The organism is Micavibrio aeruginosavorus (assembly GCF_051245535.1).
GTDB classification, from domain to species: Bacteria; Pseudomonadota; Alphaproteobacteria; order Micavibrionales; family Micavibrionaceae; genus Micavibrio; species Micavibrio aeruginosavorus_D.
This window is the reverse complement of record NZ_CP195303.1, coordinates 2,192,303-2,218,671: the sequence shown is the minus strand read 5'-3', so window position 1 is coordinate 2,218,671 and position 26,369 is coordinate 2,192,303. Positions and strand designations below refer to the sequence as shown.

Genomic DNA, 26,369 nt, shown 5'->3' with positions numbered 1-26,369 from the left:
TGCAGGACACGCTGAATCACATTTTCAGCCTTCGAAAAAATGGCCGGATGGATCATTCCATCCGGCCTGAATTTTTTGCGCTGCTGGATCGGCTGGGCAACCCACATAAAAACCTGTCGCCCGTTATTCATGTCGCGGGCACGAACGGCAAGGGGTCCAGTATCGCCTTTATGCGCGCAATGCTGGAAGCGGCGGGACACAGCGTCCACACCTATACATCACCGCATTTGATCCATTTTAATGAGCGCATCGTCCTGAATGGGCACCCCATTGACGATGTGTTGTTAAAAACGCTGCTGGATGAAGTACTGGACGCGGCGCAGGACGACCCGGACAAAAGCTTCTTTGAAATCACCACGGCGGCGGCGTTTGCCGCCTTTGCTCGCACGCCGGGGGACATCATCCTGCTGGAAACGGGGTTGGGCGGGCGACTGGATTCCACCAATGTCGTCGAACACCCCGTCGCCACGGCCATTACCACATTGTCCTATGACCACACGGCGTGGCTGGGGGAGACGCTGGAGCAGATCGCGGCAGAAAAAGCGGGTATTATCAAACACGGCGTGCCCTGCGTGGTTGGGGCACAGATGATGGACGATGCCCCCGCCGCCATCCGCGTCATTGAAAACCGCGCCGCCGCGCTTAACGCCCCCACGGTGATTATGGGGCGGGATTGGCATGTGCATGACGTGACCGATTCATCATGGGCGATGACGGTGGGCGGGGAAACGCTGTCCGCCCTGCCCCACCCCACCATGGTTGGCGCGCATCAGATTGATAATGCAGGCCTGGCCATTGCCACATTGCGCGCGCAAACGGCCTGCCCCGTGCCTGTTGATGCCATGCACCACGGCCTGCGCACTGCGCATTGGCCGGGGCGGTTGCAGCGTATTGCACACCCCGCCGCCCCCGCACCATGGGAGATGTGGGTGGACGGCGCCCATAATGACAGCGGCGCCATCGTTTTGGCCCGGCACATCGCCACTTGGTATACGCAGGGTGGACAAGGCACCCATTTGATTATCGGCATGATGGGGCACAAGGATGCGGCGCGATTCATCGCCCCACTGGCCAGCGCGGTCCCCGGAATCGCCAGCATCACCCTGATCCCCGTGCCGGGCAGCGAAGGGGGCAAAAGCCATGACCCCGCCACACTGGCCCCGCTGTGGCAGGGTCATGGGGCCAGCGCCGTTACATGCGCGCCGGATCTGCACACCGCCGTGACAAACCTGATCGCCACGCACCCGCCGGGGCGCATTGTGGTGGCGGGATCGCTCTATCTCGCGGGCCACACACTGGCGCAGGTCCCATTTTCGTAAATAAGGGCAAAAGATCACGATTTTTTCACAAACGCGCCCTTTTCAATCCCTATTTCTGTGGCAAATCACTATAATCGTTTCGATATTTTTGCTGATTCTTAAAGGACCACCACACCCATGACCCAGACCGCCACCCAAACCATTGCCCTGGTCGATGATGATCGCAACATCCTGACATCGGTTTCGATGGCGCTGGAGGCTGAGGGCTATACGGTGAAGACCTACACCGATGGTGAGGAAGGCTTGGCCGGGATTACCGCCAACCTCCCTGATCTGGTCGTGCTGGATATCAAGATGCCGCGGATGGATGGCATGGAAGTATTGAGCAAATTGCGCGAACAATCGGCCATCCCAGTCATCTTCCTGACATCGAAAGATGACGAGATTGACGAGGTGCTGGGCCTGCGCATGGGTGCGGATGATTACATCACCAAACCGTTTTCGCAGCGTTTGCTGATCGAACGCATTCGTTCCATCCTGCGCCGCAACGATTTCCGCAAGCAGCCCGTCCAATCACAGGACGAAGCCGCCAAGAATATGGTTGAACGCGGCAATCTGGTTTTGGATGACGCGCGCCATTTGTGCATGTGGAAGGGCGGCGCGGTGGATTTGACCGTGACGGAATATCTGCTGGTCAAGGCGTTGGCGCAACGCCCGGGACACGTGAAAAACCGTGACCAATTGATCGATATGGCCTATGGCGAAAATATCTATGTCGATGACCGCACCATCGACTCGCACATTAAACGCATCCGGAAAAAATTCCGGGTCGTAGACACCGAATTCTCACAGATCGAAACACTCTATGGCGTTGGGTACCGTTATAAAGAAGATTAAGGACCGGCATAAAAACGCCAGTTCCGATATCGGTTATGATGTGTGGGCGATTTTGCCGCCCATGCCGCGCCCCCGTATTCTGGGCGGATTGACGGTCCGCATTCTGGCGGTGAACGTGATTGCGCCGCTGGTGTTGGTGGTTGGTCTGCTCTATCTCGGCCAATATCGCGACAGCTTGATCCGCGCCGAACTGGAAACCATGCAAATTCAATCGCAATTGTTTGCCGGCGCCATTGCCGAGGCCGCCGTGCGCCCGGTGGAAAAGGGCAAGCCGTTCTTCTTTGCCAAACCCGAAGAAATTGAAATGCTGGTCCCCGAATTGTCACGCCGGATGGTGCGGCGTCTGGGCCAGACCACCGAAAACCGCACACGGCTGTTCAGCGGCGATGGCGCCCTGATCGGTGATTCACTGGAATTGGGTGGGGAGCGTTCGGGCGAGGCGATGGTCGCCGCCGCGCGCAGTGCCGTGGCCGCCGAAAGCGAAGCCGCGAAGCCGAGCCTGAGCGAACAGCTCAACAACTGGGGGCAGGCCATCATTGACTGGATCCCCATGCAAAGCGATTTGCCCGATTACCCGGATACAGGCGCGCAAAGCATTACCGCATATCCGGACGCCGCCGTCGCCCTGACCGGACGGATCAGCGCCACAGCGTGGGAAGACCGACAGGGGAAAATCCGCCTGACCGCCGCCGCCCCGATCCGCAAGGTTGAAAATGTGATTGGCGTTGTCATGCTGTCACGCGACGGACGCGAAATTGAATCCGCCATTACCCAGATGCGGTATGACGTTCTGACCGTATTCCTGGGCGCGTTGTCCATCACCATCTTCCTGTCGATGTATCTGGCCGGATCGATTGGCCGCCCGTTGAAAAAACTGGCCCGCGCCGCCGAAGCCGTGCGCTTGGGCAAGGGCCGCCAGATCGACATTCCCGATTTGACCCACCGCAAGGACGAGATTGGCGAATTGTCCGCCGCATTGAACGCCATGACCACGGCATTGCGCGACCGCATGGACACGATTGAACGTTTTGCCGCCGACGTGTCGCATGAGATTAAAAACCCACTGACATCCCTGCGCAGTGCGGTGGAGACCGCGCCGATTGTGAAGAGCAAGGCCGATCTGGACCGCCTGTTCGGGATTATGCAGCATGATGTGAATCGTCTGAACCGTTTGATCAGCGATATTTCCAACGCGTCGCGTCTGGATGCCGAATTGTCGCGGGAAGAAATGGGCAATGTGAATGTGGGCCGGATGCTGACCCAGATTATTGATGGCCGCCGCGTCGCGCTGGCCCAGCAAAACCGCCAGCATGCCGCAAGTGGCGTGGAAACATTGCCGTCAGATCAACGCCTCCGCATCAATATCGACAGTGCCGAGGCCATCATCGTCCGTGGATCGGAAGGGCGGTTGGCGCAGGTGTTTGAAAACCTTTTGTCCAACGCCCTGTCCTTCACGCCCGTGAATAAATCGGTGACACTGAATTTATCGCAGAACCGGGAACAAGTTTTGATTCAGGTTGAGGATGAAGGCCCTGGCATCCCGGAAAACAAGCTGGACACCATCTTTGAACGCTTCTACAGCGAGCGCCCGGCGCACGAAGATTACGGCAGCCATTCGGGATTGGGTTTATCCATCGCCCGCCAGATCGTGAAAGCGCATGGCGGCGTGATTTTCGCGGAAAACATCCGCGACCGTGACAATCAAATTCGCGGCGCGCGCTTTACGGTCGTGTTTAACCGCGCGTAACGCCGATTATTTGCATTCAGCGACGAAGATTTTTCCGCCCGGATATTTCACATCCGGTACATGCACGCGCACGATTTCACCCGCCGTCCGACCCGCGCAGTAATAAGCGTCCTTCGTCAGCGGAATAATATGCTGCGCCGGGGCATTAAACCGCACAGCCAGAACGGATGATTCAGGCGCGGGAATAATGGGCCGGGTCGGCACCGTGTGGAACGGCGGATGCGGCAACATGACCATGCCGGTATCCACCGGCGGCGCGGGCCGTTCGCGGTCAAACAAATTGCCCATCTGCAAATTGAGCATCGCCCCGGTGATAATACCGATCAAGGCCGCCGGAATGACATTTTCAATGGCGCGCGCATAGCCCAAAGCCGCCTTGGGAATCGACACGGACAAATCTTCGCCCTTGTCCCGCATGGCCAGCGCCAACGGAACACAGACCGCCGAGGTCAGAACGGCAACAGACACACCGACCAACAGACCCAGCGGAAACACCCCGCCCGCCGCGACACCAGCGCTGTAACCAATCAGCCCAGCCCCCGGACCAATCGGCAGGGCGAGCAGAGAGCTGCCCCACGTGAGAATACCTTTTTTAATGTTGTCCTGCACAACCGACCCCTGTTTTATTGCGTTACAGGGCATAGCCCAGAAGGGGGCTGAGCGTCAAATTTGACAGACCAGACCACCCGCCTTAAGGTTTTTCCGCATTATAAAAATAAATAAAAACAGGGCATTTTATGGGACGTCTATCCAATTTCTGGGCACAGGCCACAGGATCAAAACCACCACAGGACCCGCTGCGCCTGCACCCCGGACGCCGGGCTTATTTTCAGGTGAGCGACCCCGATCTGGCTGCTTTTCTGGGTGATTGGGCCACGCGCCGCAATGATGCCGCACAAATCATCAGCGCCTATCTGCGCAAGGCCACGCCGTTGCTGGGCGCGGAAACGCCGCATTACAAAGTGGATGAGGATGGCCGCGTCACCAGCATCAGCTTCCGCTACGGCATCGGACTGACGCACGAAGGGTGGATTGGCATTCCGAACACCAACTGGCTGGTCCCGGAAACGGATGATGTGAAGCGCGATCTGGACGCCCTGCCCCGCCTGCCGGGCTTTGGCCCCGTGCATGACGCCCTCAACTGGCCGACCGCCGATTTGTCCCCCGTGGCGCAGGCGCGGCATTTGCCGGGCTATGTTGACTTTGCCAAACGCGCCAATTCCCAAATTCGCGTCTGTACCCGCCATGATGCCGTGTATGTCAGCGTGCCCTTCCCCGACACGTTCCGGGATTATCCGCCGTTACAAGATGCGGTGCAGGCCTGGCGGCCCGATGCGCGATTGACCCGCATCGACGACCGGATTGGCCGCGCGGCGGAAAGCCAGAATGATCTATCGCAAAGTCCGTTGGGGCAAATCCTGATCAAAATAATGAAACTTGTCCCGTGACGTTTGACGCGCGCGGGGGTATTTTAGAGGGATGAATGATTCACCCGCGACCCCGCCATTATCCCACCGCCCGACCCTGATCCTGACCGGATTGTCCGGTGCGGGCATGACCTCCGCATTGAAGGCGCTGGAGGATTTGGGGTATGAGGTTTTTGACAATTTTCCGCTATCGCTGATCGATTCACTGGTCAAGGAAACCGCGCACGATGCCGCCCCCGTGGCTATTGGCATTGATGCACGATCCCGCGGGTTCGACCCGGACGCCATTCTGGCCGCCGCCAAGCGCCACAATGCGGAATTGGTGTTTTTGTGGTCGGATGAATCGACCCTGCAAAAACGTTTCACCGAAACCCGCCGCCGCCACCCGATGGCGAAGGACCGCCCCGTCAGCGCCGGGATCAAGCGGGAGCAGGAATGGCTGCACCCGCTGCGCGCCACCGCCAATCATGTGATTGATACATCGGACATGTCGGCACAGGATTTACGCCGCCAATTAACATCCCTGTTCGGGCTGGCCCGTGGGGAACGCATGACGGTGACGATCATGTCATTCGGATTCAAATACGGCGTTCCGCGTGAAGCGGATATCGTCATGGATATCCGTTTTCTGGCCAACCCGCATTGGATCAAGGAACTGCGCCCGCAAACGGGATTGGACAAGGATGTCGGCGATTACGTGCGCAACGATCCGGCCTGGGCCCCGTTTATGCAGAATTTTCAGGCCCTCATCGCTCCGCTGTTGCCCCGGTATCAGCAGGAAGGGAAAAGCTATCTGACCATTGCGATTGGCTGCACGGGCGGACGACACCGGTCGGTGTTCACCACCGAACAAATGCACGATTGGCTGGAACAACAGGGTTATTCCAGCGCAACACTGCACCGTGATATTGGGCGATAATTTTTAGAGAGTGGGCTTCGGCGCGCGGCCAGATGGGCCACCCGCAGACACACGATGATCCATCGTCGCGCACAGCGATTGCATGAAATCCGGTGTCATCCGTGCCAGCAATTTTGCACCAACATCGCCGGCCGCATGATTGACAATCATGGTCAGACCTTCGCGGCTGACCCCGCCCGATGACGGGTCGCGGTGGCGCAGGACGATGCCCGCCGGAATACGGTGATAATGGATATCGGAATTTTGTGCGGCCAGCGCATGCGGCGCCGGATTGCCGTTCAGCAGCGAGGCCATATTGTCGGCCAGTTTCCGCGCATCGACCGGAAAACCGTTCCAGGCCCCGGAGAAGCTGATAGCCGGGATGGTCTGGCCGCCATCGAGCGCCTCGATCACGGGCGCTTGTGATTTCAATGGATTGGCCGCAGGAACACGGTATACCGTCATAATTCAACCCCTATTTTAACCTAACCGATTGATATTGTTATATTTTAAACCATCTTTTCGTGGCTTTTGCCCTTGCTTTTGGCGGGCTTACCCCTTATCAATACACGCAAAGATATAACATTTTCCTAAATTCCGCCCGCTTTTTAAGGAGCCCGAGATGAGCGCAGTTGCCGCAAAAGCCATGACCAACGATTACGCCGTGAAAGACATCACGCTGGCCGATTGGGGCCGCAAGGAAATTGCCATTGCCGAAACGGAAATGCCGGGCCTGATGGCTTTGCGCGCCGAATATGGCCCGAAGCAAATCCTGAAAGGGGCCCGCATCGTTGGCTGCCTGCACATGACGATTCAGACCGCCGTTCTGATTGAAACGCTGGTGGCGTTGGGTGCGGAAGTACGCTGGTCATCCTGCAACATCTTCTCCACGCAAGACCAAGCCGCCGCCGCGATTGCCGCCGCTGGCATTCCGGTGTTTGCATGGAAAGGTTTGAACGAAGAAGAATTCTGGGATTGCATCGACCGCACCATCACCGGCCCGAATGGCTGGGCCCCGAACATGATTCTGGACGATGGCGGCGATCTGACCATCCGCATGCACGAAAAATTCCCGGACATGATGAAAGACATCAAGGGCCTGTCCGAAGAAACCACGACGGGCGTGCACCGCCTGTACGAAATGGCGAAAAAAGGCGCATTGAAAGTGCCCGCCATTAACGTGAACGATTCCGTGACCAAATCGAAATTCGACAACCTGTATGGCTGCCGTGAATCGCTGGTCGATGGCATTAAGCGCGCCACCGACGTGATGCTGGCCGGTAAAATTGCCGTTGTGGCCGGGTTTGGTGATGTGGGCAAAGGCTCCGCTGAATCCTTGCGCTCCCAAGGCGCGCGCGTTCTGGTCACTGAAATCGACCCGATCTGCGCCCTGCAGGCCGCGATGGAAGGCTACCAGGTTGTGACGATGGAAGATGCCGCCGCAACCGCGGACATTTTCGTCACCACCACCGGCAACGTCGACATCATCACGCTGGACCATATGCGTTTGATGAAAGACCGCGCGATCGTGTGCAACATCGGCCACTTCGATTCCGAAATTCAGATCGAAGCGCTGCGGAATTACAAATGGCACAACGTGAAACCGCAAGTGGACGAAGTGGAATTCCCGGACGGCAAACGCCTGATCGTTCTGGCTGAAGGCCGTTTGGTCAATTTGGGTTGCGCCACCGGCCACCCGAGCTTCGTGATGTCCGCATCCTTCACCAATCAGGTGCTGGCACAGATCGAACTGTGGACCAACACGTCATCCTATGAATCCGGCAAGGTTTACGTTCTGCCGAAACATCTGGATGAAAAAGTGGCCGCTTTGCACCTTGAAAAACTGGGCGTCAAGCTGACCAAGCTGACCAAGGCGCAGGCCGATTATATCGGCGTGCCGGAAAAAGGCCCGTACAAGCCGGACCACTACCGTTACTAATCAAATCAAAAAATCAAAAACAAAAAAGGCGGGGCCAACACCCCGCCTTTTTTAATTCCCGTTCCGTTAATTCCCAATTTTTATCCACGCATCGCCTTCGCAATATTGCAGGACATTGTGCGTGGTGTTGAAAACAAGATCACCTGCAACGCCGGACGGTGCAGAACATCCGCCACCACCATTGCCCGCCGCCCCCGCCGCGTACCATCCTATGCCGTCACAATATTGAAGCACGTTGTGCGTGGTATTATAGGTGACGTCCCCCGCGACCCCGTCCGGATTGCTACAACCGCCATCGGGCCAGAATGTATACACGCGCCCCGCCGCAGACGTGCCGGCCCCACCATCCGATTCATCCAGATGCGCCCCAACAGCCGCGATCCCATCATCAATGGCAACAGCCCACCCGAAATTGTCGGTGGTGTTCGGGCTGGGGTTATTCAAGACACCAACAAGCAACCCGGTCGTCGTATCAAACACATAGGCCCGCCCGGCGGCCGACACACCGGCCGATCCGTCCGATTCATCCTGCCATGCCCCGACCACGGCCAAATTACCGGACACGCCGACAGAGCTGCCAAATTCATCCGAGGCCGTGGAGTTCGGGTTATTCAGGGCCGTCACCAATACACCGGTCGTCGCATCAAACACATACGCGCGCCCCGCCGATGACACGCTGGCCCCACCATCCGCCTCATCAAACATCGCGCCAACAACGGCCACCGTTCCATCCAGCGCAACAGAATTGCCGAAATTGTCCGTTGCCGTCGGGCTGGGGTTGTTCAGGGTCGCGACCAATGCGCCGGTCGTGGCGTTAAACACATAGGCCCGCCCGGCAGCCGACACACCGGCCCCACCGTCCGATTCATCCATATACGCACCGACCAGAACAAGGTTTCCGGATATGGCAACAGCATTGCCAAAGTTATCGCTGGTGTTCGGGCTGGGGTTATTCAACGCCGTGACCAGAGCCCCGGTCGTGGCATTAAACACATACGCCCGACCCGCCGCAGACGTGCCCGCCCCGCCATCCGATTCATCCATATGCGCCCCGACGACGGCGACGTTTCCATCAATCGCGACGGAATATCCAAAATTGTCCGTGGCATTCGGGCTGGGGTTATCCAGCGCCGTGATCAGGGCCCCGGTTGTCGCATTGAAAACATAAGCCCGGCCCGCTGCGGATATACTGGCCGCGCCATCGGCCTCGTCCTGCCACGCACCAACCACAACAAGGTTGCCGGAAATATCAATAGCGTTGCCAAAATAATCGAGAGTCGTTGGTACAGGGTTATCCAACGACGCGATCCATGCGCCGGTTTCCGCATTGTGGACATAGGCCCGCCCCGCCCCGGAAATGCTGGCCCCGCCATCCGCTTCATCGGAATACGCGCCAACGGCAACCATGTCCCCGTCGATCGCAACAGCATAACCGAAATAATCGCTGGTCGTGGGCACAGGGTTATCCAGCGCAGCCGATTGCAACAAGGATGGATCCCACGATGAAACGACGCCAGGCCTGAAAATAAAAGCCCGCCCGGCGGCCGACACCCCGGCCCCGCCATCGGATTCATCTTGCCATGAACCAACCAGGGCATAGCTGCCCGACAGACCAACCGCATTCCCGAACGTATCCGTGCTATGTGGTGTTGGGTTTTCGAGCGCCGTGATGAGCGCGCCCGTATTGGCATCAAACAAATACGCCCGGCCAGCGGCCGATACACCCGATTCACCATCATGTTCGTCGTTATAAGCCCCGACCAAAACCATGCCGCCATCAATGGCCACAGAGGATCCGAAATAATCACTTGCATGCGGGGTCGGGTTATCCAACGCCACCACCAGCACGCCGGTCGTTGCATCAAAGACATAGGCGCGGCCCGCGTTGAACACGCCGGCATTACCATCCGATTCATCATAATACGCACCGACAACCACGCGATTCCCATCAATGGCCACAACCTTGCCAAAATAGTCGCTGCCATTTGGCGAGGGGTTGTTGATGGGAGCTATGAATGCGCCCGTCGTCGCATTGAACAAATAGGCACGGCCCGCCAACGACGTCGTCGACCCACCATCAGCTTCGTCTGATGAAGTCCCCACCACCACCACATTGCCAGAAATGGCCACAGATTCGCCAAACTGGTCACCCGTCGTCACCGAACTGGGGTTGTTCAGCGCCGTGACCAAGGCCCCGGTTGTTGCATTGAAAACATAAGCACGGCCATCCGATGTCGTCCCAGCCCCGCCATCAATTTCATCATTCCAAGCACCGACAACAGCCAAATTTCCGGAAACACCAACAGAATAACCAAAATGGTCACTGGCATTCGGCGACGGGTTGTTCAGCGCCGTAATCAGCGCCCCTGTGGTAGCATTGAAAACATAGGCCCGGCCTGCGGCGGATGTGCCCGCTTCGCCATCCGATTCATCCTGATACGCGCCAACAACAACCGTATTGCCATCAATCGCGACCGCATAGCCGAAAAAATCACTCGCATGGGGGGTGGGGTTGTTCAGCGTCGCCACCAGCGCGCCCGTGTCGGCATCAAAAACATAGGCACGCCCGGCATTCAAGATTCCAGTGGTTCCATCCGATTCATCCTGATACACGCCGACAACAGCCAGATTTCCAGACATTGCCACGGCATAACCAAAATAATCCGTTGAATGCGGGGTCGGGTTGGCCAAAACCGGAAACTGCGATGGGGCAACCCACGATTCAATCTCTTCCCCTTTGGGGAATTTATGCCAGACCGTGCCGTCACAATAGGCGGGGGAGGCGCTGGATGTGTTCCACACGACGTCCCCAGCATCACCAGACGGTAGCGCACAGGCCGCGAGCGCGGGAGAATTTGTAAACAAAATCAGAGAAAAAGCCGCAAAAGCGCCGAACACAAAATGCCGCATGCCGATCAATTCCAAAAAATAAAATAAAAAATCACCGGACAGATGTGTCCGGTGATGGGAAATGAAAAGCGCCTGAAACAAAAAATGCAGGACGGATCGCGCAAAATAATTGCGCGACCACGACACTACAACCAGCTTTCGCCGGCCACTGATTCAGAAGCGGGCTTTTCGAGACCCGGGACAACGGACGTCATCCTTAATACAGACGATTGTAGGTGAGTTTGACCCCCCTCACAAGCGCCGAACATGCGGCAAACCCTTGCAGGACGGGGCTTGCGCGGATACACTGCACCCATGACGCAAACCACAGATTCCACCAAGACTAACCCCCCAAAATCCACAAAAGGCCCGCGCTTTATGACGGGACTTTTGGGCGCGCGCGAGATGCGCACGGAGAAAGCGCGGATGGAGGCCTTCCTGTCCGCGGTGCCGATGGATTATTGCGGATGGGGACCGGATGGCGCGATCGCGTATTCGGATGGATTTTGTCGTCTGCTGTCGCTCGATTCCATTCGTAATATTCACGATATTCAAAACCGCCTGTCGGCCAGCGACGCCGCCGCGTTGGAGGGGATGTTTTTCCGACTACAGGAACAGGGCGAAGCGTTCTCCATCACCGTGCGCACAGCGGACCGCACCCGCACCATGACCCTGTCCGGGTCCAGAGGCGTCGATAGCGACAACAGCACAAGCTTTAACATTCTGTGGCTGCAGGATATGACCGTGCAGGCGCAGGAACAGCGCCGCGTGACCGAAGCCCAGCAATACGCGGAATCGGAACAATTGCGCCTGCAGGCCGCGTTGGACCACGCGCCCGTGCCGTTGTGGATGCGCAATACACAAACCGATCTGGTCTGGTGCAACCGCGCCTATGCCAGCGTTTTGGACACATCGCCCGCAACGGTGATTGCCGAGCAACGCGAATTGCCGCAAACGGCCCGTAAAAAGGGCCCCGCAACAACGTTACAGCCGGGCCGCACATTGGCACAGGCCGCCATGGATGCCGCACAACCCAAAACGACACAGGCCCACATTATCCATGCGGGCGCGCGGTTGTTGTGGGATGTCACGGAAACACCCCTGCCCGGATTGGGCATGACGCTGGGCAGTGCGCATGACCGCACGCGCGAAGAAGAATTGGAAACACACCAGCGCCGCAACACCGCCGCGAACAAGGAATTGCTGGAACAACTGGGGTCATCCATCGCCATTTTCGCGGCCGACCAGAAGATTGAATTTTTCAATTCCGCCTTTGCCCAGTTGTGGCAACTGGATGACAGTTGGCTTAACACCCAGCCAAAGCTGGGCGACATCATGGAAAAATTGCGCGAAATGCGCCGCCTGCCGGAACAGGCCGATTTCCGCAAATTCAAGCAAAGCTGGCTGAACATGTTTACCGCACTGATCGGTGGGCATGAGGACATGCTGTATCTGCCCGACGGGCGCGCGCTGCGCCAGTTGGCCATTCCGCACCCGATGGGCGGATTGATGATGATTTTCGAGGATGTCACCGGACGATTGGAACTGGAATCCAGTTACAACACGTTGGTCGCCGTGCAGAAAGAAACGCTCGATAACCTGTCCGAAGGCGTTGCCGTGTTTGGCGGCGATGGCCGTTTGAAATTGTGGAACCCGGCATGGGCCCGGTTGTGGCATTTAAATCCGGAAGATCTGGACGGTGAACCGCATATCAGCCGCATCGTTGAACGCCTCAAACCGCTGTTCCATGAAACCGTCTGGGCCCAACAGCGCGACGCGCTGGTCGCGCAAGGGCTGGACCGCACCCAGCGTGATGGGCGATTGCAATTGCTGAATCAAACACTAGTAGATTTCTCGACGGTGCCACTGCCCGATGGTGGCGTTCTGGTCGCCCATGTGGACGTAACCGACAGCGCCCGTGTTGAGGCCGCCTTGCGCGACCGTAATGAAGCGCTGGAAGCGGCGGATCGGCTGAAGCTCGACTTCCTCGCCAACGTATCATATCAACTGCGCACGCCGCTGAACGCCATTACCGGATTCGCCGAAATTTTGGGCCATGAATATTTCGGCCCCCTGAATGATCGACAAAAAGAATACACGAACGGATTGCAGGATGCGGGCAAGCGTCTGGTCAGCCTGGTTGACGACATTCTGGATTTGTCGACGATCGAAGCCGGGTACATGCAATTGCAAACATCCGCCGTCGATGTCCACCGCATGCTGGCCGGGCTGGTCGACCTGACCACCGAATGGGCGCGGAAAGAAAAAATCAATGTGCGGCTGGATTGCCCGGATGATATCGGCACGATCAATGCCGATGAACAACGTATGAAACAGGTGTTGTTGAACCTGATCCGCAACGCGATCAATTTCACACCGGAAGGTGGCATTATCACCGTGGGGGCCACACGCAAAGCCGATGGTCACGTGGCCCTGCACGTCAGCGATACAGGCCACGGCATCGCCAGCGAGGACCGCGCCCGCGTGCTGGAACCGTTTGAACGCGGCACGGTCAAGGGCGCGATGGCCGCACGGCAGGGGGCTGGATTGGGCCTGACCCTTGTGCGCAACATCGTGCAATTGCATGGCGGCACCATCACGTTGGACAGCCCGCAGGATCATGGCACGGTTGTTACGATTTCATTGCCGATTTAAGCCCGCGTTTAGCGGCACTCAATCCATGTTTTGGAGCCGGTGCGTTCCACCTTGCCCCGCACCGTAATTTCGCCCGCCGCAACGGTGAAACAGGTGAAGACCGGAACGATCGTCCGCAACGTCACCTCAAGCCGCCCACCGCTGTAAAACGGGCCATAGGTGCAATAATCTTCGGCCGCGCCGGGGGCCATGCGGAAATTGGTTTGTGATCGCGCCTGTGTGCCATCAACAGCTTCGAAAAAATTGGTGCGGAATGATCCCATGATCGTATAGGGCGCGGCATTTTTGATGGTGAAGCACCGGGCGCCATCAGGCCGTGCGGGCGGCGTGACCGGATCGGCCATGGGCACGATTATCGGGGCATCTTCGGCCCACACAACGGGAGCCGCCGCCATGCTGCAAAACAGCAAAAAGAGTAGACAGATCAACGTCCTCATAGATCAAAGTATAGCATAAAATGCCCCATGGACTTGTGCAGATTTGTGCGCACCCTATGTGAGTAGAGGAAAGCGAGACCGGATATGGCCCCAGCAGAAACAGCACAAGTTATTGATAACAAAGATAAAGAACGGTTTGAACTGCACCTTGACGGGCACACCGCTTTTGCCGCTTACCGCGTTGAAGGCACCACGTTATTCATCGATTACGTCGAAGCCCCACCGCCGTTACGCGGCACCGGCGCCGCCGGGCGGTTGATGGAGGGCATCACATCCCTGGCCCGCGACCACGGCCAAAAAATTTACCCCATCTGTTCCTACGCCGTGTCGTGGATGAACCGCCATCCGGATCAGCATGATGTGCTGGCGTGATTGAATGTACCCCACCCGTCATCCCGGCGAACGCCGGGATCTTCAGCCATGTTGTAAAGGTCTGAACCGCAACGGACGCAAAGGACGCCACAGGTTTCGTGTATTGTTTTCCCGTTTCGGCATTCCCGCGCAAGCGGGAATCAACACGTACCATCCTTTGGATTCCCGCTTGCGCGGGAATGCCCGGTGGTAGGGGCTTGATGAAAACGTCGCGCCCTTCGCGTCCGTCGCGTTTCAAATTTTTCTTAATCTCACGAAGATCCCGGCGTTCGCCGGGATGACGGATGAGGGAACATTTTATCCGTGTCCATTCGCGACCTTAAACACCGCCGGGAATGCCCTTCGTCGTTGAATATTCCATGTGCAAATCCTGACCCGGATGGGTTTGGCGGTAGATGGCGTGCGCGGCCTGTGCCACTTCGGCAAAACCGGTCAGGATGAGTTTTAGTTTCTGCGGGTATGTCGCCACATCGCCCACCGCATAAATGCCCGGCACCGATGTGGCCGCGGTTGATGGGTCCACCGGGATATGGTGCCGGTCCACCGCCAGCCCCCAATCCGCAATCGGCCCCAGCGAAGCCGCCAGCCCGAAGAACGGCAACAGCACATCGGCCTCCAACACTTTTTCCGCGCCATCCATGGTCGCCACGGTCACGTGACGCAGATGCGCACCGACGCCGTCCAGCGATTTCAATTGATACGGCACGACCAGATCGATTTCACCCGCATCGGCCAGTGCCTGCATCCGCATGACGGATTCGGGGGCGGCGCGGAAATTGTCGCGGCGATGCACCACCATCACACGCGCGGCCAGCGGAGCGAGCGACAAGGCCCAATCCACCGCACTGTCGCCACCGCCAGCAATGACGATGCGTTTTCCGGCGAAATCATCACGGCGACGCACCATGTAGAATACGGACGTGCCTTCGTATGATTCAATTCCATCCAGCGGCGGACGGTTCGGGCCGAACGCCCCGGCCCCGGCGGCGATGATGATCGCCTTTGCCTTGATCCTGTTGCCCTTTTCCGTTTCCAGATCGAACCCGATCTGCACCGTACCGGACACGCGCACCACCTGTTGCCCCAGCACGTATAACGGCGCGAACGGCGCGGCCTGTTCCTCCAGCGCGGCGATCAGCGACGCGGCCTCGACCCGAGGGAAGCCAGGAATGTCATAGATGGGTTTTTCCGGATACACCGCCGTGCATTGCCCGCCAATATCGGGCAGCGCATCAATGACCGTACAGGACAGGCCGAGCATGCCACACTGGAATACGGTAAATAAACCAACAGGCCCCGCACCGATCACGGCAACATCGGTTTCAACGACAGGGGCGGGGATGGATGGATTCATGGTTTACGACCTCTTTGCGAACAGGAATGAGCGTGCCCGGAACGATCATGGAAAACAATCCCTTTTTCACCGCACAGGGCTTGGTTTTTGCACGATTTCCTGCACAAATAGCAGGCCATGACAGGACATGATTTTCACATCCAGACCACCACCCACACCGTGCGGGGCGAAGACGCCACCGCGGCGCTGGCGCAATCCATTGCCGCGCGCCTGTGCGTGGGTCAGGTGTTGTTGCTGGAGGGGGATCTGGGGGCTGGAAAAACAACCTTTGCCCGCGCGTTGATCCGCGCGTTGTCCGGCGATGACAGGCTGGAAGTGCCCAGTCCGACCTTCACATTGGTTCAAACATACGACACACCGCGCGGGCCCGTGTGGCATTTCGATTTATACCGCATCAAAACACCGGACGAGGTGTGGGAGCTGGGCTGGGAAGAAGCGTTGAGCGGTGCCATCACCATCGTTGAATGGCCCGGCAATCTGGGCCCGATCCTGGAAACCATGGTGCCGCCGCAAGGGTGGACGCTGCACTTCGCCGCCGACCCGCACCGCCCCGACATTCGCATTATCACCATCCCCGACATTCCCCTGAACGAAGGAACTGCATAATCATGAGTACGCCGCATATCGACCGCGCCTTTATTCTGGCCGCCGGGATGGGTAAACGCCTGCGCCCGCATACGGACACGATGCCAAAACCGATGGTGCCCGTGGCCGGCAAAGCGATGATCGACCACACGCTGGACCGTCTGGTCGCGTATGGCGTGCATGATGTCACCGTCAATTTACATTACCGCGCCACGCAGTTGGAACAACATCTGGGCCAGCGCCACGCGCCGCGTTTGACGTTTTCATTTGAACAAACATTGCTGGATACTGGCGGTGGCATGAACAAGGCCCTGTACACCATGGGCAACCAGCCATTCTTCGCCTTTTCCGGCGACACGTTGTGGGAAGATGGCGTCAGTGGTGATGCCCTGACCCGCATGGCCAGCCTGTGGGATGATTCCAAAATGGATCTGCTGCTGTTGCTGCAACCTGTTACGTCCATGACGCTGACGGGCGGTGTGGGCGATTATGATTTCTTGCCCAATGGCCAGATCGTTCGCAGCACGGCGCAAACCGGCACGCATATGTGGACCAGCGTACGCATCGTGCATCCGCGTTTGTTTGACAATGCACCGAGCGGCCCGTTCTCCTTCCTGCAGCTGATGGACAAGGCGCAGGCCAATGGCCGTTTGTTCGGGTTGGAACATGACGGCGCATGGCACCACATCAGCACACCAGCCGATTTGGCCAGTGTGGAGGCCCATTTGGCCGCCACGGGTGGTTCAATTTCCCCGACCAATCCGGTCTACCCGCCCGCACACCCCACCGCGTGATGAATATGGGGGCAGCGGATCACAAGCTGACCCTGTTCACCATTCCGGCGGGGGTGGCCTTTGCCGATGCGCTGGCGCATGGGTTGCTGGATGAAACGAAGGGCGACCCGCAGGGCCTGTCTTCTCTTCACCTGTTGCTGCCCACACGCCGCGCGACACGGACGATGCAGAATGCGTTTTTGCGTCTATCCAAGGGCGCGCCGATTTTGCTGCCGCGCCTCAGCGCACTGGGTGAAGTAGACGAAGATTCCTTAAGCCTTGAATCCATTGCCTCATCGGGCAGTGACGCGGCCCTCAACCTGCCCCCCGCCATGCCGAAAATTCGCCGCCAGATTTTATTGGCGCGCATGATCATGGAATGGAAGACGCGGGTGCATAGCCCGGATCAGGCCTTTGCGCTGGCCGGAACTTTGGGCCGCTTGATCGACCAATGTTATATGGAGGGCGTGACGTTGGACGCCCTGCCCGCGTTGGTGCCGGATGAATTTGCCGATCACTGGCGGGTGACACTGGATTTCCTGTCTATCATCATGAAATTATGGCCCGCTTTGTTGGATGCGCACGGCATGATTGATGCGGCGGATCGCAGCGGGCGCTTGACCCACGCGTTGGCCGATCATTGGGAAGCCACGCGCCCTACCCAACGCATTATCGCCGCCGGATCGACCGGGTCGATTCCCGCCACGGCGCGCTTGCTGCGTGTGATTGCCGGATTGCCAAACGGGTCGGTCATCCTGCCCGCGCTGGACCGCGATATGGATGACGACAGTTGGGCGGCGCTGGATGATTCCCACCCGCAACATGCGTTGAAAAAATTGCTGCATGGCATGGATGAAAATTTGCATCGCCATGATGTCACACTCTGGCCGCATACACCGCCCGCACACAGTGATACCAACCCCGGCGTGGCGCAAAAACAATTGAATGCCCGCCAATGGCTGGCCCGTGAAATGATGCGCCCGGCCGCCACCGCCGATGCGTGGACGACATTGGACCCGGATGCGGATACGCGCACACATGTACGCGACACGCTGGGCCGCGTCCGCCGGATGGATGCCGAAAATCCGCAGGAAGAGGCCGAAGCCATCGCCCTGATCTTGCGCGAAACATTGGAAACACCGGGGCGCACGGCATCACTGATCACACCGGACCGGATGCTGGCCCGCCGCGTCAGTTTGATCATGAATCGCTGGGGCATCGTTATGGATGATTCCGGTGGTCAACCGCTCAGCACCACGCGCGTTGGCATTTTCCTGCGCCTGATTGCGCGGGCGGCGATTGAACAGTACACCCCCGCCGCGTTGCTGGCCGCCGTGAAACATTCGCTGATGCGATGGGATGATAATGATGCGGGGGATGGGCGCGGCATGGTTCGTGCGCTGGATCGTCATTATCTGCGCGGCCCCACACCCATGCGCGGATGGGATGGATTAGTCGCGCATATCAATGCCAAACGCGATGCGCAAATTGCACGCGGCCATGACGCGCCGCCGGATGTTGCGCCCTTAATCGATCATCTGCGCGCCTGTTTTGCACCGTTTGATGATTTATTGCAGGGTGATGCGGACACATTGCGCCCGTTGCCCGATTGGTTGACCGCCCATATCAAGGTGGCGGAGCATCTCAGCCGCGCCGATACGATCTGGACGGGGGAAGATGGCGAAGCGGCGGCCACCATTCTGGCCGAACTGCACGGCGAATTGGCGCAGGCGTTTGCTGGCGATACAAACGCCATGCCGCCGATGAGTCTGGATGATTATTTGTCGATCATCAGCACGATGATGGAGGGCGTGAATATTCGCCCCGCTTATGGCACGCACCCGCGCCTGTCCATTCTGGGCCAAATCGAAGCGCGGATGAGTCAGGCCGATTGCGTTATTCTGGCGGGCCTGAATGATGGCACATGGCCGCCCGATCCCGGGCATGACCCATGGATGTCACGCCCGATGCGCAAGCAATTCGGCCTGCCACCTACGGAACAAATGGTCGGGTTTGCCGCGCATGATTTTGCCTGTGGCTTCTGTGCCCCCATGGTTTACCTCAGCCGCAGCAAGCGGGTGGATGGTACGCCGACCGTGCCGTCACGCTGGCTGCAACGGTTGGATACGGTGTTGCAGGCGCTGGATATTCCGCCAGACCATTTGCACGACCACCCGGCCCTGCACCGCGCGAAAATGTTCAGTGATGATGGCGCGCGCATTGCCGCCGCCACACGCCCCGCGCCGACACCGCCCGTCGATCGCCGCCCGATGACATTGCCGGTCACCGACATTGAAACATGGATGCGCGATCCATACGCGTTGTACGCCAAGCGGATTTTACGCCTGCGCAAACTGGATATGCTGGACAAACCCGAAGATGCCGCCAGCCGCGGCACGTTGATCCATGAAGTGTTCGAACATTTCGTATCAGATCACATGCAGGACTGGCCGGATGATGCACAAAGTCGCTTGACCACACTGGCCCATGACCAGATGCAAACCCACATGGATGATCCACGTTTGTGGGGGTTCTGGTGGCCGCGTATGGAAGCGGCGATTGACCATTTCGTCACGCTGGAGGCCGCGCAACGCGCCCATTCCAAACCGTGGGCGCTGGAAGCCACGGGGTCGTTGCCGATTACACTGGACAATGGCGACGTCTTCACCCTGACCGCCAAGGCCGACCGGATTGATCGCAGCGCAATCAATGGCCGCGCCACCGTGATTGATTATAAAACCGGAACCTTGCCCAGCAAGAAAGCGATTGAAGCCGGATTGGCCCCGCAATTGCCGTTGGAAGGGGCGATGATTCTGCATGGCGGGTTTAACGACGCCGGACCCAAGCCCAGTGTTGATGGCCTGCGCGCCTTTACCGCATGGGATGGGTCAGGCCGAAAAAATCCGACCATTCTGAGCGTGGAAGAAGGTGACGCCGTGCATCTGTCCACCTATGCCTATAACGGATTGCGCGATTTGGTCACCGCATTCCAAAACCCGGCAACACCGTATTACAGTCTGCCCAATCCCGCGAACGCCCCGAAATATCGTGATTACGATCAACTGGCCCGCGTACAGGAATGGGTGGTGTTGAGCGATGCGGATGATGATGCGGAGGATGCGGCATGAATTCAAAAACATCCGCAGCCGAAAAACCGGATCAATCACCCCAGGCCGCCAGCGCCCATGCCGCATCGTTGCAGGCGCAAGCATCCGACCCCGCCGCCCATGTGTGGGTGGGGGCATCCGCCGGGTCGGGCAAGACCAAGGTTTTGACCGACCGCGTGTTGCGCATTTTATTACCGCGCCCGGGTCAAGGCGCGGCCAGCGCCTGCGCACCGCACCGCATTCTCTGCCTGACCTTCACCAAGGCGGCGGCGAGTGAGATGCGCCTGCGCCTGTCCAAACGCTTGGGCGAATGGGCAGTGATGGAGGATGAGAAATTACGCGATACATTGCTCGATTTGATTGGCCAAAACCCGAATGCGGACCAGATGGTGGCCGCCCGTCAATTGTTCGCCCGCGTGGTCGATGCCCCCGGCGGGTTGAACATCACGACCATTCACGCGTTTTGCAAAAGTATTCTGGGGCGGTTTCCGTTGGAAGCGGGACTGTCACCCGATTTTAAAACGCTGGAAGATGACGAAGCCAAACGGTTGATCGCCATGGCACGGGATCAGGTTTTAAAAATCGCCCGCGATGACATGCACGGTGATTTGCACCACACCGTCCGCCGCCTGACCCGCATTTTGAATGAAGAACAAACCGACGCGCAGTTGAGTGCCTTGCTGTCCGAACGCGGCGCGTTGGAACACACGATGCGCACTTATCCGGATGCGGCGACCCTGCACCGTGCGGTATGCGACATTCTGGACATTGATCCAGCGCTGGAGCGTGACCAGTTGATTTTAAACGCCTGCGCCGATGCATCATTCGCCAAGGATGATTTATGGGCGGCGTGTCGGGCACTCAATCAAGGCACAAAGACCGATGTGGAGCGTGCAGGATTATTACAGGATTGGCTGGAATCACCCGCGCCCGTCCGGGCAGAGAAATTTGAGGCCTATACGGGTATTTTCCTGACCAAGGCCGGAACTGTTCTGGCCCGCATCGCCACCAAGGGTGCGAAGGATGCGGATGCCGATTGCGAACCGACATTGATTGCCGAAGCGGAGCGGTTGATCGCCCTTAACGAAACATTGCGCGCCGTCGCATCCGCCCGCGCGACCAGTGATTTGTTATCATTCGGCGGGGCCGTGTTGCACGCTTACGCCGCCATCAAGGCCCGCCATTCCGCATTGGATTTCGATGACCAGATTTTGCGCACGCTGGCCTTGCTGCAGGGGCAGACGATGGGCATGGATGCCGACACCATCGCGCCATGGGTGATGTTCAAGCTGGATCAAGGGCTGGACCATATTCTGGTGGATGAGGCGCAGGACACGAACCCCGAGCAATGGGCAATTATCCGGGCTTTGAGTGATGATTTCCTGTCCGGGCGCGCCCGCGATGATGCGGAGCATTTGGCCCGTACCTTGTTCTTCGTCGGGGATGAAAAACAATCCATTTACGGGTTCCAGCGCGCCGACCGCGACGGGTTCCAGACCATGCGGAAAAATTTCGCCGCCCGCGTGCGGGCCATGAACGCATCATGGTGGCGCGATGTGGGATTGAACGTATCGTTCCGGTCCACCACATCCGTGTTGCGCGCCACCGATGAAACATTCAGCCCGCCGCCCGTGTTGCAAGGTGTGGCCGATGACATCATCACCCACACCGCCCACCGCATCGGGCAGGCGGGGTCGGTTGAAATCTGGCCGATTTTGCACGAGCCGGAAAAAGACAAGGGCAAGGATGATTGGGTGTTGCCGTTGGAGCGCACATCATCCATCGATGCGCGGACGCAATTGGCGATGCGGGTGGCCGACCATATTGCGTCATCCATCGGCACAATGATGCTGGAATCCAAGGGGCGTGCGTTGCGCGCCGGGGATATTCTGGTGCTGGTCCGCAACCGGAATGATTTTGTGCCGAAACTGGTGCGCGAATTAAAAACCCGCAACGTGCCCGTCAGCGGCGTGGACCGGATGGTCCTGAACGACCAGTTGGTGGTGCAAGACATGATGGCGGTAGCACGGTTCGCATTGTTGCCGGAGGATGATTTATCGCTAGCCTGCATCCTGAAATCCCCACTGTGCGGATGGGGGGATGAACGGCTGGAAAGCGTTGCATGGAACCGGGGGTCACAAACGCTCTGGTCCGCCCTGCGCGCGCGGGCCGACGACGACCCGGTTATTGCGTGGCTGAACGATCGTTTGCGCGATGGCAGTTTGCTGCGCCCCTATGAATTTTTCACGCGCCTCCTGCAAACACCTTGCCCCGCCGACCCGAAAAGCGGTCACCACGCGCTGATTGCGCGACTGGGGCATGAGGCGCTGGACCCGTTACAGGAATTTATCAACAATACGCTGGCGTTTGAGCGCACCCACGTACCGTCCCTGCAGGATTTTGTACAGGTTCAGGACCGCACGAACACCCAGCTTAAACGCGAAATGGATGATGCGGGCGATCAGGTGCGGATTATGACCGTGCATGCATCCAAGGGGCTGCAGGCCCCGGTGGTCATCCTGCCCGATACGATCAAGGGCAGTGGCGGGAAGAAAGACGTGCCCGTTCTGTGGCCGCGCAAGACGGGATTAACCGCGCCATTATGGACCACGCGCAAGGCGGAGGCCCCACGGGCCTACACGTCCGCGCAAGCCCGCATTGACGCGGCGGACGCCGAAGAAGAACGCCGTTTGTTGTACGTCGCCATGACGCGGGCCGAAGACCAGTTGATCATTGCCGCCGCGAAAAAGAAACGCGCCCGGATGGAGGAGAGTTGGTATCAATTGATGGCCGATGCGTTCGACCGCATGGATGATGTGGAGGCCATCACCCGGCCCGGTTTTGACGACCCCATCCGCCGCATATCCAACCCGCAAACGCGCTCCGTGGATGAAAAGCGCGCTGCCGGATATACGCCCACCAATATGACCGATCCGGTGCCGCCGGACTGGATTGACCGCGCCGCCCCCACCGAACCCGGTGCCCCGACAACCTTGATGCCATCGCGCCCCGATGATGCCGAACCCGCCGCGCGGTCGCCGTTACAGGGGGATGACCCGTACCGATTCCGCCGCGGGATTGTGACGCACCGTTTGCTGCAGATTTTGCCCGACATGCCCGTGGCCGCGCGCATGGATGCCGCGCGCCTGCACGTGGCAAAACAGGATTTACCGCACAGCGTGCGCGACGGTATCGTGAATGAAGTCATAGCGATTTTGGATGATCCGCAATTTGCGCCATTGTTTGCGCCGGGCACAATGGCCGAGGTGCCCGTGACAGGGTATGTCGACGGGCAATTGATCAGCGGGCAGATCGACCGTCTGGCCGTTACAGGCGATGCGGTGTGGATCATCGATTACAAAACCAACCGCCCGCCGCCGCTGGACCAGAAGGACGTGGCACCGCTGTACCGGAAACAGATGCGGGCCTATGCGTCCATCATTCGCAAAATCTACCCGGACCGGGTGATTCGCACGGCCCTGCTCTGGACCGATGGCATGCGGTTGATGGAGATTCTGGAAAATCAATAACCTAAAGAGCATGCCCGATGTGGACGGAACGGGTTTCAGCGCCCCTGCGGCCCTTGACCCCGCACACCAAGCGACCATATTAAAAGGTACAGAATTCATTCATCCGAAGAGAGGAAGCGGGCCATGACCCATAAAGTATCCGACCAAACATTTGAAACCGAAGTCCTGAACGCCGACGGCCCGGTGGTTGTCGATTTCTGGGCCGAATGGTGTGGCCCGTGCAAGGCGATGGGCCCTTTGGTTGATGAACTGGCCAACGAAATGGGCGAGAAGGTGAAGGTTGTCAAAATCAACATCGACGAAAGCCCGAACGCCCCGACGAAATACGGCGTGCGCGGCATCCCCACCTTTATGGTGTTCAAGGGTGGTCAGGTTGTTGATACGCGTGTTGGGTCCATGTCCAAAACGCAATTGAACGAATGGGTCGCTTCGGTCGTTTAAGATCGCGCCACGTTCACATTTAAAATTTTGAGTCATCCCGGCGAAAGCCGGGATTGTCTTATCGGCTAGAACGATACAAGACTGGATGAAGATCCCGGCTTTCGCCGGGATGACGCATAAACAAAACGTTGGAGTACAGCCTATGCAAGACCCACAATTCATCCTGCCCGACGAACGCGATTTACCTGCGGAATCGGCATCGTTTCTGCGCTGGTTGTGGTTTTTCTTGCGGCCTTATCGCAGAACATTTTTCATGTTCACCGCGTTGCGTGTGGTGCGGTTTGCCGTGTTGGCCATGATGCCGTTTTTTATCGGTATCACCATCAAGGGGTTTGAAGAAGGTTGGGCGATGAGTGACCCCGCCCGGCTGATGTGGATGATCGTGCCGTATATGGCGGCCTATGGGCTGGCGCTGATTTCCATGGGCTTGTTCCTGAACGAAGCGGCGATGGAAGATCGCCTGAACCGAAGCATGGCATTGTTTTCCGTGCGGCACATGAACCGCCTGTCACTCAACTGGCACGAATCCCAAGGATCAGGCAGCAAGATGCAGCGCATCACCACCGCGCGGTCATCGTTGAAACAGCTTTATAACATTTACAAATGGTCGCTGGTCCCATTCGTGGGCAGTGTGATTGGTATTTTTGCGTCCGTCATCCTGATCGACGCGCCGTTTTATTTCCTGCTGCTTTATGCCGGGTTTATCGTGACCTTTATGGCCGTGGGGATTTATACCGCGCGCAATTTGCCGAAAATGCACGACCGTCATAACAAGATGCTGGAAAAACTGACCGCCCGCGTTTACGAATTTGTCGGCGCGGTGCGCACGGTGAAGGCGTTCAACATGGGCGCCTATATCGACGAACAGGCCCAACGCCACGAAGCCGATGCCCATTTCGCCATGCGCGATGTGTTCAAAATCACCTATTTCAAATGGACGGTTTTGAACATGACGGCATTTTTCTGGATCGTTCTGACCCTCGGCCTGTGCCTGTCGGGCATGTTTGGTGGGTGGTTGAGCGCCGGGGCGTTTGCCACCGTGTTCTTCCTGATGTTCAATTTGTGGTCCCGTTTGGAAGAAATGGTTTATATGCAGGATCAGTTCCTGGAATACCGCAACGGGTTTATGCGCATTTCTGAAACGCTGCGCGAAAAACCGCAGATGATGGATTTTGCGCCCACCCAACCCCTGCCCGCCGACTGGACCGACATTCGGTTCAACGATGTCAATTTCACCTATGACGGGCAAAAGGGCCATGCCCTGCACAACATCAACCTGACCATTCCGCGCGGGAAAACCATCGCCCTGACCGGGCGCAGCGGTGCAGGCAAATCAACGTTGGTGCGCATGTTGATGAAACAGATGTTACCCGAAACCGGCACCATCACCGTCGGCGGCATTGGGGGCGGGGCCAATTTGAACAATATTCCCGGGCATGAATGGTTGAACCGCATCGCCTTGGTGCCGCAGGATGTTGAATTATTCAACATCACCATCCGCGACAATATCCTGCTCGACCGCATCGACACTGTGGACGAAGAACTCTATCAACGCGCCTTGAAACACGCCGCGCTGGACGAATTGATCGCCAGCCTGCCCGATGGGGATGCCACGATGATCGGCGAACGCGGGATTAAATTATCCGGCGGGCAACGCCAACGTCTGGGCATTGCCCGGGCGTTTGTGCGCGATGCCGATTTGATCATTTTTGACGAAGCCACATCCGCACTGGATTCCCTGTCGGAACAAGTGATCCAGACCGCGATGGAAACGGCGTTCGCGGGCAAAACCATGGTGATCATCGCCCACCGCCTGTCCACCGTAAAACATGCCGACAATTTGATCGTCATGGAGAATGGGGAAATTGTCGAAAACGGCGGCTTCGCCGCCTTGCTGGCCAAGAATGGCACATTCGCAAAACTATGGGCGATGCAGTCGGAACATTTTATTGATGGCGAAAGCATTGCAGCGCAATAAAATACGCGTTCAAAAATCCCCCTTGAAGGAATAAAAAAGCCGCATATAATCGGTCCCACATTGCAAGGCCTCGAAAGCCTT

General features: G+C 58.0%; 19 protein-coding genes. 14 read left to right on the top strand and 5 right to left on the bottom strand.

The genetic code is table 11. The annotated features are described in order from the left end of the window. Positions 1-47: 47 nt before the first annotated feature. The 3 genes from ACSC94_RS10670 (at position 48) to ACSC94_RS10660 (ending at position 3,903) form a co-directional block, all read left to right on the top strand. Positions 48-1,319: a bifunctional folylpolyglutamate synthase/dihydrofolate synthase gene (locus tag ACSC94_RS10670; protein ID WP_435640821.1), complete on the top strand. Its 1,272-nt coding sequence runs from the start codon at positions 48-50 to the stop codon at positions 1,317-1,319. A gap of 117 nt (positions 1,320-1,436) precedes the next feature. Continuing rightward, entirely contained in the window at positions 1,437-2,156 is a 720-nt protein-coding gene (locus ACSC94_RS10665; RefSeq protein ID WP_435640820.1) for a response regulator transcription factor, read from the top strand. After that, the gene (locus ACSC94_RS10660; RefSeq protein ID WP_435640819.1) at positions 2,125-3,903 is read left to right on the top strand and encodes a stimulus-sensing domain-containing protein; all 1,779 of its coding nucleotides are present in this window, start codon (positions 2,125-2,127) and stop codon (positions 3,901-3,903) included. Before ACSC94_RS10665 ends, ACSC94_RS10660 begins: the two co-directional genes overlap by 32 nt. 6 nt (positions 3,904-3,909) lie before the next feature. Here the strand turns inward: ACSC94_RS10660 and ACSC94_RS10655 are convergent, their stop codons facing one another. After that, positions 3,910-4,512 carry a hypothetical protein gene (locus ACSC94_RS10655; RefSeq protein WP_435640818.1) on the bottom strand — a complete coding sequence of 201 codons (603 nt, stop codon included), beginning with the start codon at positions 4,510-4,512 and terminating at the stop codon, positions 3,910-3,912. 128 nt (positions 4,513-4,640) lie between these two features. Here ACSC94_RS10655 and ACSC94_RS10650 point away from each other — a divergent pair, with 128 nt between their 5' ends. Beyond that, positions 4,641-5,351, top strand: a complete 711-nt coding sequence (locus ACSC94_RS10650; RefSeq protein ID WP_435640817.1) for a hypothetical protein — start codon at positions 4,641-4,643, stop codon at positions 5,349-5,351. 31 nt (positions 5,352-5,382) lie between these two features. Next, positions 5,383-6,249, top strand: coding sequence for an RNase adapter RapZ (rapZ, locus tag ACSC94_RS10645; RefSeq protein WP_435640816.1), 867 nt, complete (start codon positions 5,383-5,385; stop codon positions 6,247-6,249). Positions 6,250-6,252: 3 nt separating this feature from the next. Here the strand turns inward: rapZ and ACSC94_RS10640 are convergent, their stop codons facing one another. Beyond that, positions 6,253-6,693: a hypothetical protein gene (locus ACSC94_RS10640; protein WP_435640815.1), complete on the bottom strand. Its 441-nt coding sequence runs from the start codon at positions 6,691-6,693 to the stop codon at positions 6,253-6,255. Positions 6,694-6,850: 157 nt separating this feature from the next. On the opposite strand from ACSC94_RS10640, the gene ahcY reads away from it, so the two are divergent. Next, positions 6,851-8,167 carry an adenosylhomocysteinase gene (ahcY, locus tag ACSC94_RS10635; protein ID WP_435640814.1) on the top strand — a complete coding sequence of 439 codons (1,317 nt, stop codon included), beginning with the start codon at positions 6,851-6,853 and terminating at the stop codon, positions 8,165-8,167. A 66-nt stretch (positions 8,168-8,233) separates the two neighbouring features. Here ahcY and ACSC94_RS10630 read toward each other — a convergent pair whose 3' ends face one another. Continuing rightward, positions 8,234-10,969: a hypothetical protein gene (locus ACSC94_RS10630; RefSeq protein ID WP_435640813.1), complete on the bottom strand. Its 2,736-nt coding sequence runs from the start codon at positions 10,967-10,969 to the stop codon at positions 8,234-8,236. A gap of 465 nt (positions 10,970-11,434) precedes the next feature. Here ACSC94_RS10630 and ACSC94_RS10625 point away from each other — a divergent pair, with 465 nt between their 5' ends. Further along, complete coding sequence (locus tag ACSC94_RS10625; RefSeq protein ID WP_435640812.1) at positions 11,435-13,711, top strand: PAS-domain containing protein; 2,277 nt, start codon at positions 11,435-11,437, stop codon at positions 13,709-13,711. Between the two features lie 8 nt (positions 13,712-13,719). Here ACSC94_RS10625 and ACSC94_RS10620 read toward each other — a convergent pair whose 3' ends face one another. Next, the gene (locus ACSC94_RS10620) at positions 13,720-14,106 is read right to left on the bottom strand and encodes a hypothetical protein (RefSeq protein ID WP_435640811.1); all 387 of its coding nucleotides are present in this window, start codon (positions 14,104-14,106) and stop codon (positions 13,720-13,722) included. Between the two features lie 126 nt (positions 14,107-14,232). On the opposite strand from ACSC94_RS10620, the gene ACSC94_RS10615 reads away from it, so the two are divergent. Continuing rightward, on the top strand, positions 14,233-14,520 hold the full coding sequence (locus tag ACSC94_RS10615; RefSeq protein WP_435640810.1) for a GNAT family N-acetyltransferase: 288 nt from the start codon (positions 14,233-14,235) through the stop codon (positions 14,518-14,520). Positions 14,521-14,839: 319 nt separating this feature from the next. Here the strand turns inward: ACSC94_RS10615 and ACSC94_RS10610 are convergent, their stop codons facing one another. Next, positions 14,840-15,874 carry an NAD(P)/FAD-dependent oxidoreductase gene (locus tag ACSC94_RS10610; RefSeq protein ID WP_435640809.1) on the bottom strand — a complete coding sequence of 345 codons (1,035 nt, stop codon included), beginning with the start codon at positions 15,872-15,874 and terminating at the stop codon, positions 14,840-14,842. A 117-nt stretch (positions 15,875-15,991) separates the two neighbouring features. Here ACSC94_RS10610 and tsaE point away from each other — a divergent pair, with 117 nt between their 5' ends. From tsaE to ACSC94_RS10580, 6 genes are all read left to right on the top strand, one after another. Next, on the top strand, positions 15,992-16,480 hold the full coding sequence (tsaE, locus tag ACSC94_RS10605) for a tRNA (adenosine(37)-N6)-threonylcarbamoyltransferase complex ATPase subunit type 1 TsaE (protein ID WP_435640808.1): 489 nt from the start codon (positions 15,992-15,994) through the stop codon (positions 16,478-16,480). Between the two features lie 2 nt (positions 16,481-16,482). Beyond that, positions 16,483-17,253 carry a nucleotidyltransferase family protein gene (locus tag ACSC94_RS10600; RefSeq protein WP_435640807.1) on the top strand — a complete coding sequence of 257 codons (771 nt, stop codon included), beginning with the start codon at positions 16,483-16,485 and terminating at the stop codon, positions 17,251-17,253. Beyond that, on the top strand, positions 17,136-20,360 hold the full coding sequence (gene addB / locus ACSC94_RS10595; protein ID WP_435640806.1) for a double-strand break repair protein AddB: 3,225 nt from the start codon (positions 17,136-17,138) through the stop codon (positions 20,358-20,360). The genes ACSC94_RS10600 and addB overlap by 118 nt, the downstream gene beginning before the upstream one ends. Then, positions 20,357-23,869, top strand: coding sequence for a double-strand break repair helicase AddA (gene addA, locus ACSC94_RS10590; protein WP_435640805.1), 3,513 nt, complete (start codon positions 20,357-20,359; stop codon positions 23,867-23,869). Before addB ends, addA begins: the two co-directional genes overlap by 4 nt. A 123-nt stretch (positions 23,870-23,992) precedes the next feature. Continuing rightward, positions 23,993-24,310 (top strand): thioredoxin, encoded by a 318-nt coding sequence (gene trxA / locus ACSC94_RS10585; protein ID WP_435640804.1) that lies wholly within the window; start codon positions 23,993-23,995, stop codon positions 24,308-24,310. A 142-nt stretch (positions 24,311-24,452) separates the two neighbouring features. Further along, positions 24,453-26,288 carry an ABC transporter ATP-binding protein gene (locus ACSC94_RS10580; protein ID WP_435640803.1) on the top strand — a complete coding sequence of 612 codons (1,836 nt, stop codon included), beginning with the start codon at positions 24,453-24,455 and terminating at the stop codon, positions 26,286-26,288. Positions 26,289-26,369: the final 81 nt, after the last annotated feature.

What these genes read in the sequence shown, in the direction of transcription:
- ACSC94_RS10670 (WP_435640821.1), top strand. Translation starts at nt 48, where the DNA reads ATGGATCATTCCATCCGGCCTGAATTTTTTGCGCTGCTGGATCGGCTG.
- ACSC94_RS10665 (WP_435640820.1), top strand. Translation starts at nt 1,437, where the DNA reads ATGACCCAGACCGCCACCCAAACCATTGCCCTGGTCGATGATGATCGC.
- ACSC94_RS10660 (WP_435640819.1), top strand. Translation starts at nt 2,125, where the DNA reads ATGGCGTTGGGTACCGTTATAAAGAAGATTAAGGACCGGCATAAAAAC.
- ACSC94_RS10650 (WP_435640817.1), top strand. Translation starts at nt 4,641, where the DNA reads ATGGGACGTCTATCCAATTTCTGGGCACAGGCCACAGGATCAAAACCA.
- rapZ (WP_435640816.1), top strand. Translation starts at nt 5,383, where the DNA reads ATGAATGATTCACCCGCGACCCCGCCATTATCCCACCGCCCGACCCTG.
- ACSC94_RS10640 (WP_435640815.1), bottom strand. Translation starts at nt 6,693, where the DNA reads ATGACGGTATACCGTGTTCCTGCGGCCAATCCATTGAAATCACAAGCG.
- ahcY (WP_435640814.1), top strand. Translation starts at nt 6,851, where the DNA reads ATGAGCGCAGTTGCCGCAAAAGCCATGACCAACGATTACGCCGTGAAA.
- ACSC94_RS10625 (WP_435640812.1), top strand. Translation starts at nt 11,435, where the DNA reads ATGACGGGACTTTTGGGCGCGCGCGAGATGCGCACGGAGAAAGCGCGG.
- ACSC94_RS10620 (WP_435640811.1), bottom strand. Translation starts at nt 14,106, where the DNA reads ATGGCGGCGGCTCCCGTTGTGTGGGCCGAAGATGCCCCGATAATCGTG.
- ACSC94_RS10615 (WP_435640810.1), top strand. Translation starts at nt 14,233, where the DNA reads ATGGCCCCAGCAGAAACAGCACAAGTTATTGATAACAAAGATAAAGAA.
- ACSC94_RS10610 (WP_435640809.1), bottom strand. Translation starts at nt 15,874, where the DNA reads ATGAATCCATCCATCCCCGCCCCTGTCGTTGAAACCGATGTTGCCGTG.
- tsaE (WP_435640808.1), top strand. Translation starts at nt 15,992, where the DNA reads ATGACAGGACATGATTTTCACATCCAGACCACCACCCACACCGTGCGG.
- ACSC94_RS10600 (WP_435640807.1), top strand. Translation starts at nt 16,483, where the DNA reads ATGAGTACGCCGCATATCGACCGCGCCTTTATTCTGGCCGCCGGGATG.
- addB (WP_435640806.1), top strand. Translation starts at nt 17,136, where the DNA reads ATGGCACCACATCAGCACACCAGCCGATTTGGCCAGTGTGGAGGCCCA.
- addA (WP_435640805.1), top strand. Translation starts at nt 20,357, where the DNA reads ATGAATTCAAAAACATCCGCAGCCGAAAAACCGGATCAATCACCCCAG.
- trxA (WP_435640804.1), top strand. Translation starts at nt 23,993, where the DNA reads ATGACCCATAAAGTATCCGACCAAACATTTGAAACCGAAGTCCTGAAC.
- ACSC94_RS10580 (WP_435640803.1), top strand. Translation starts at nt 24,453, where the DNA reads ATGCAAGACCCACAATTCATCCTGCCCGACGAACGCGATTTACCTGCG.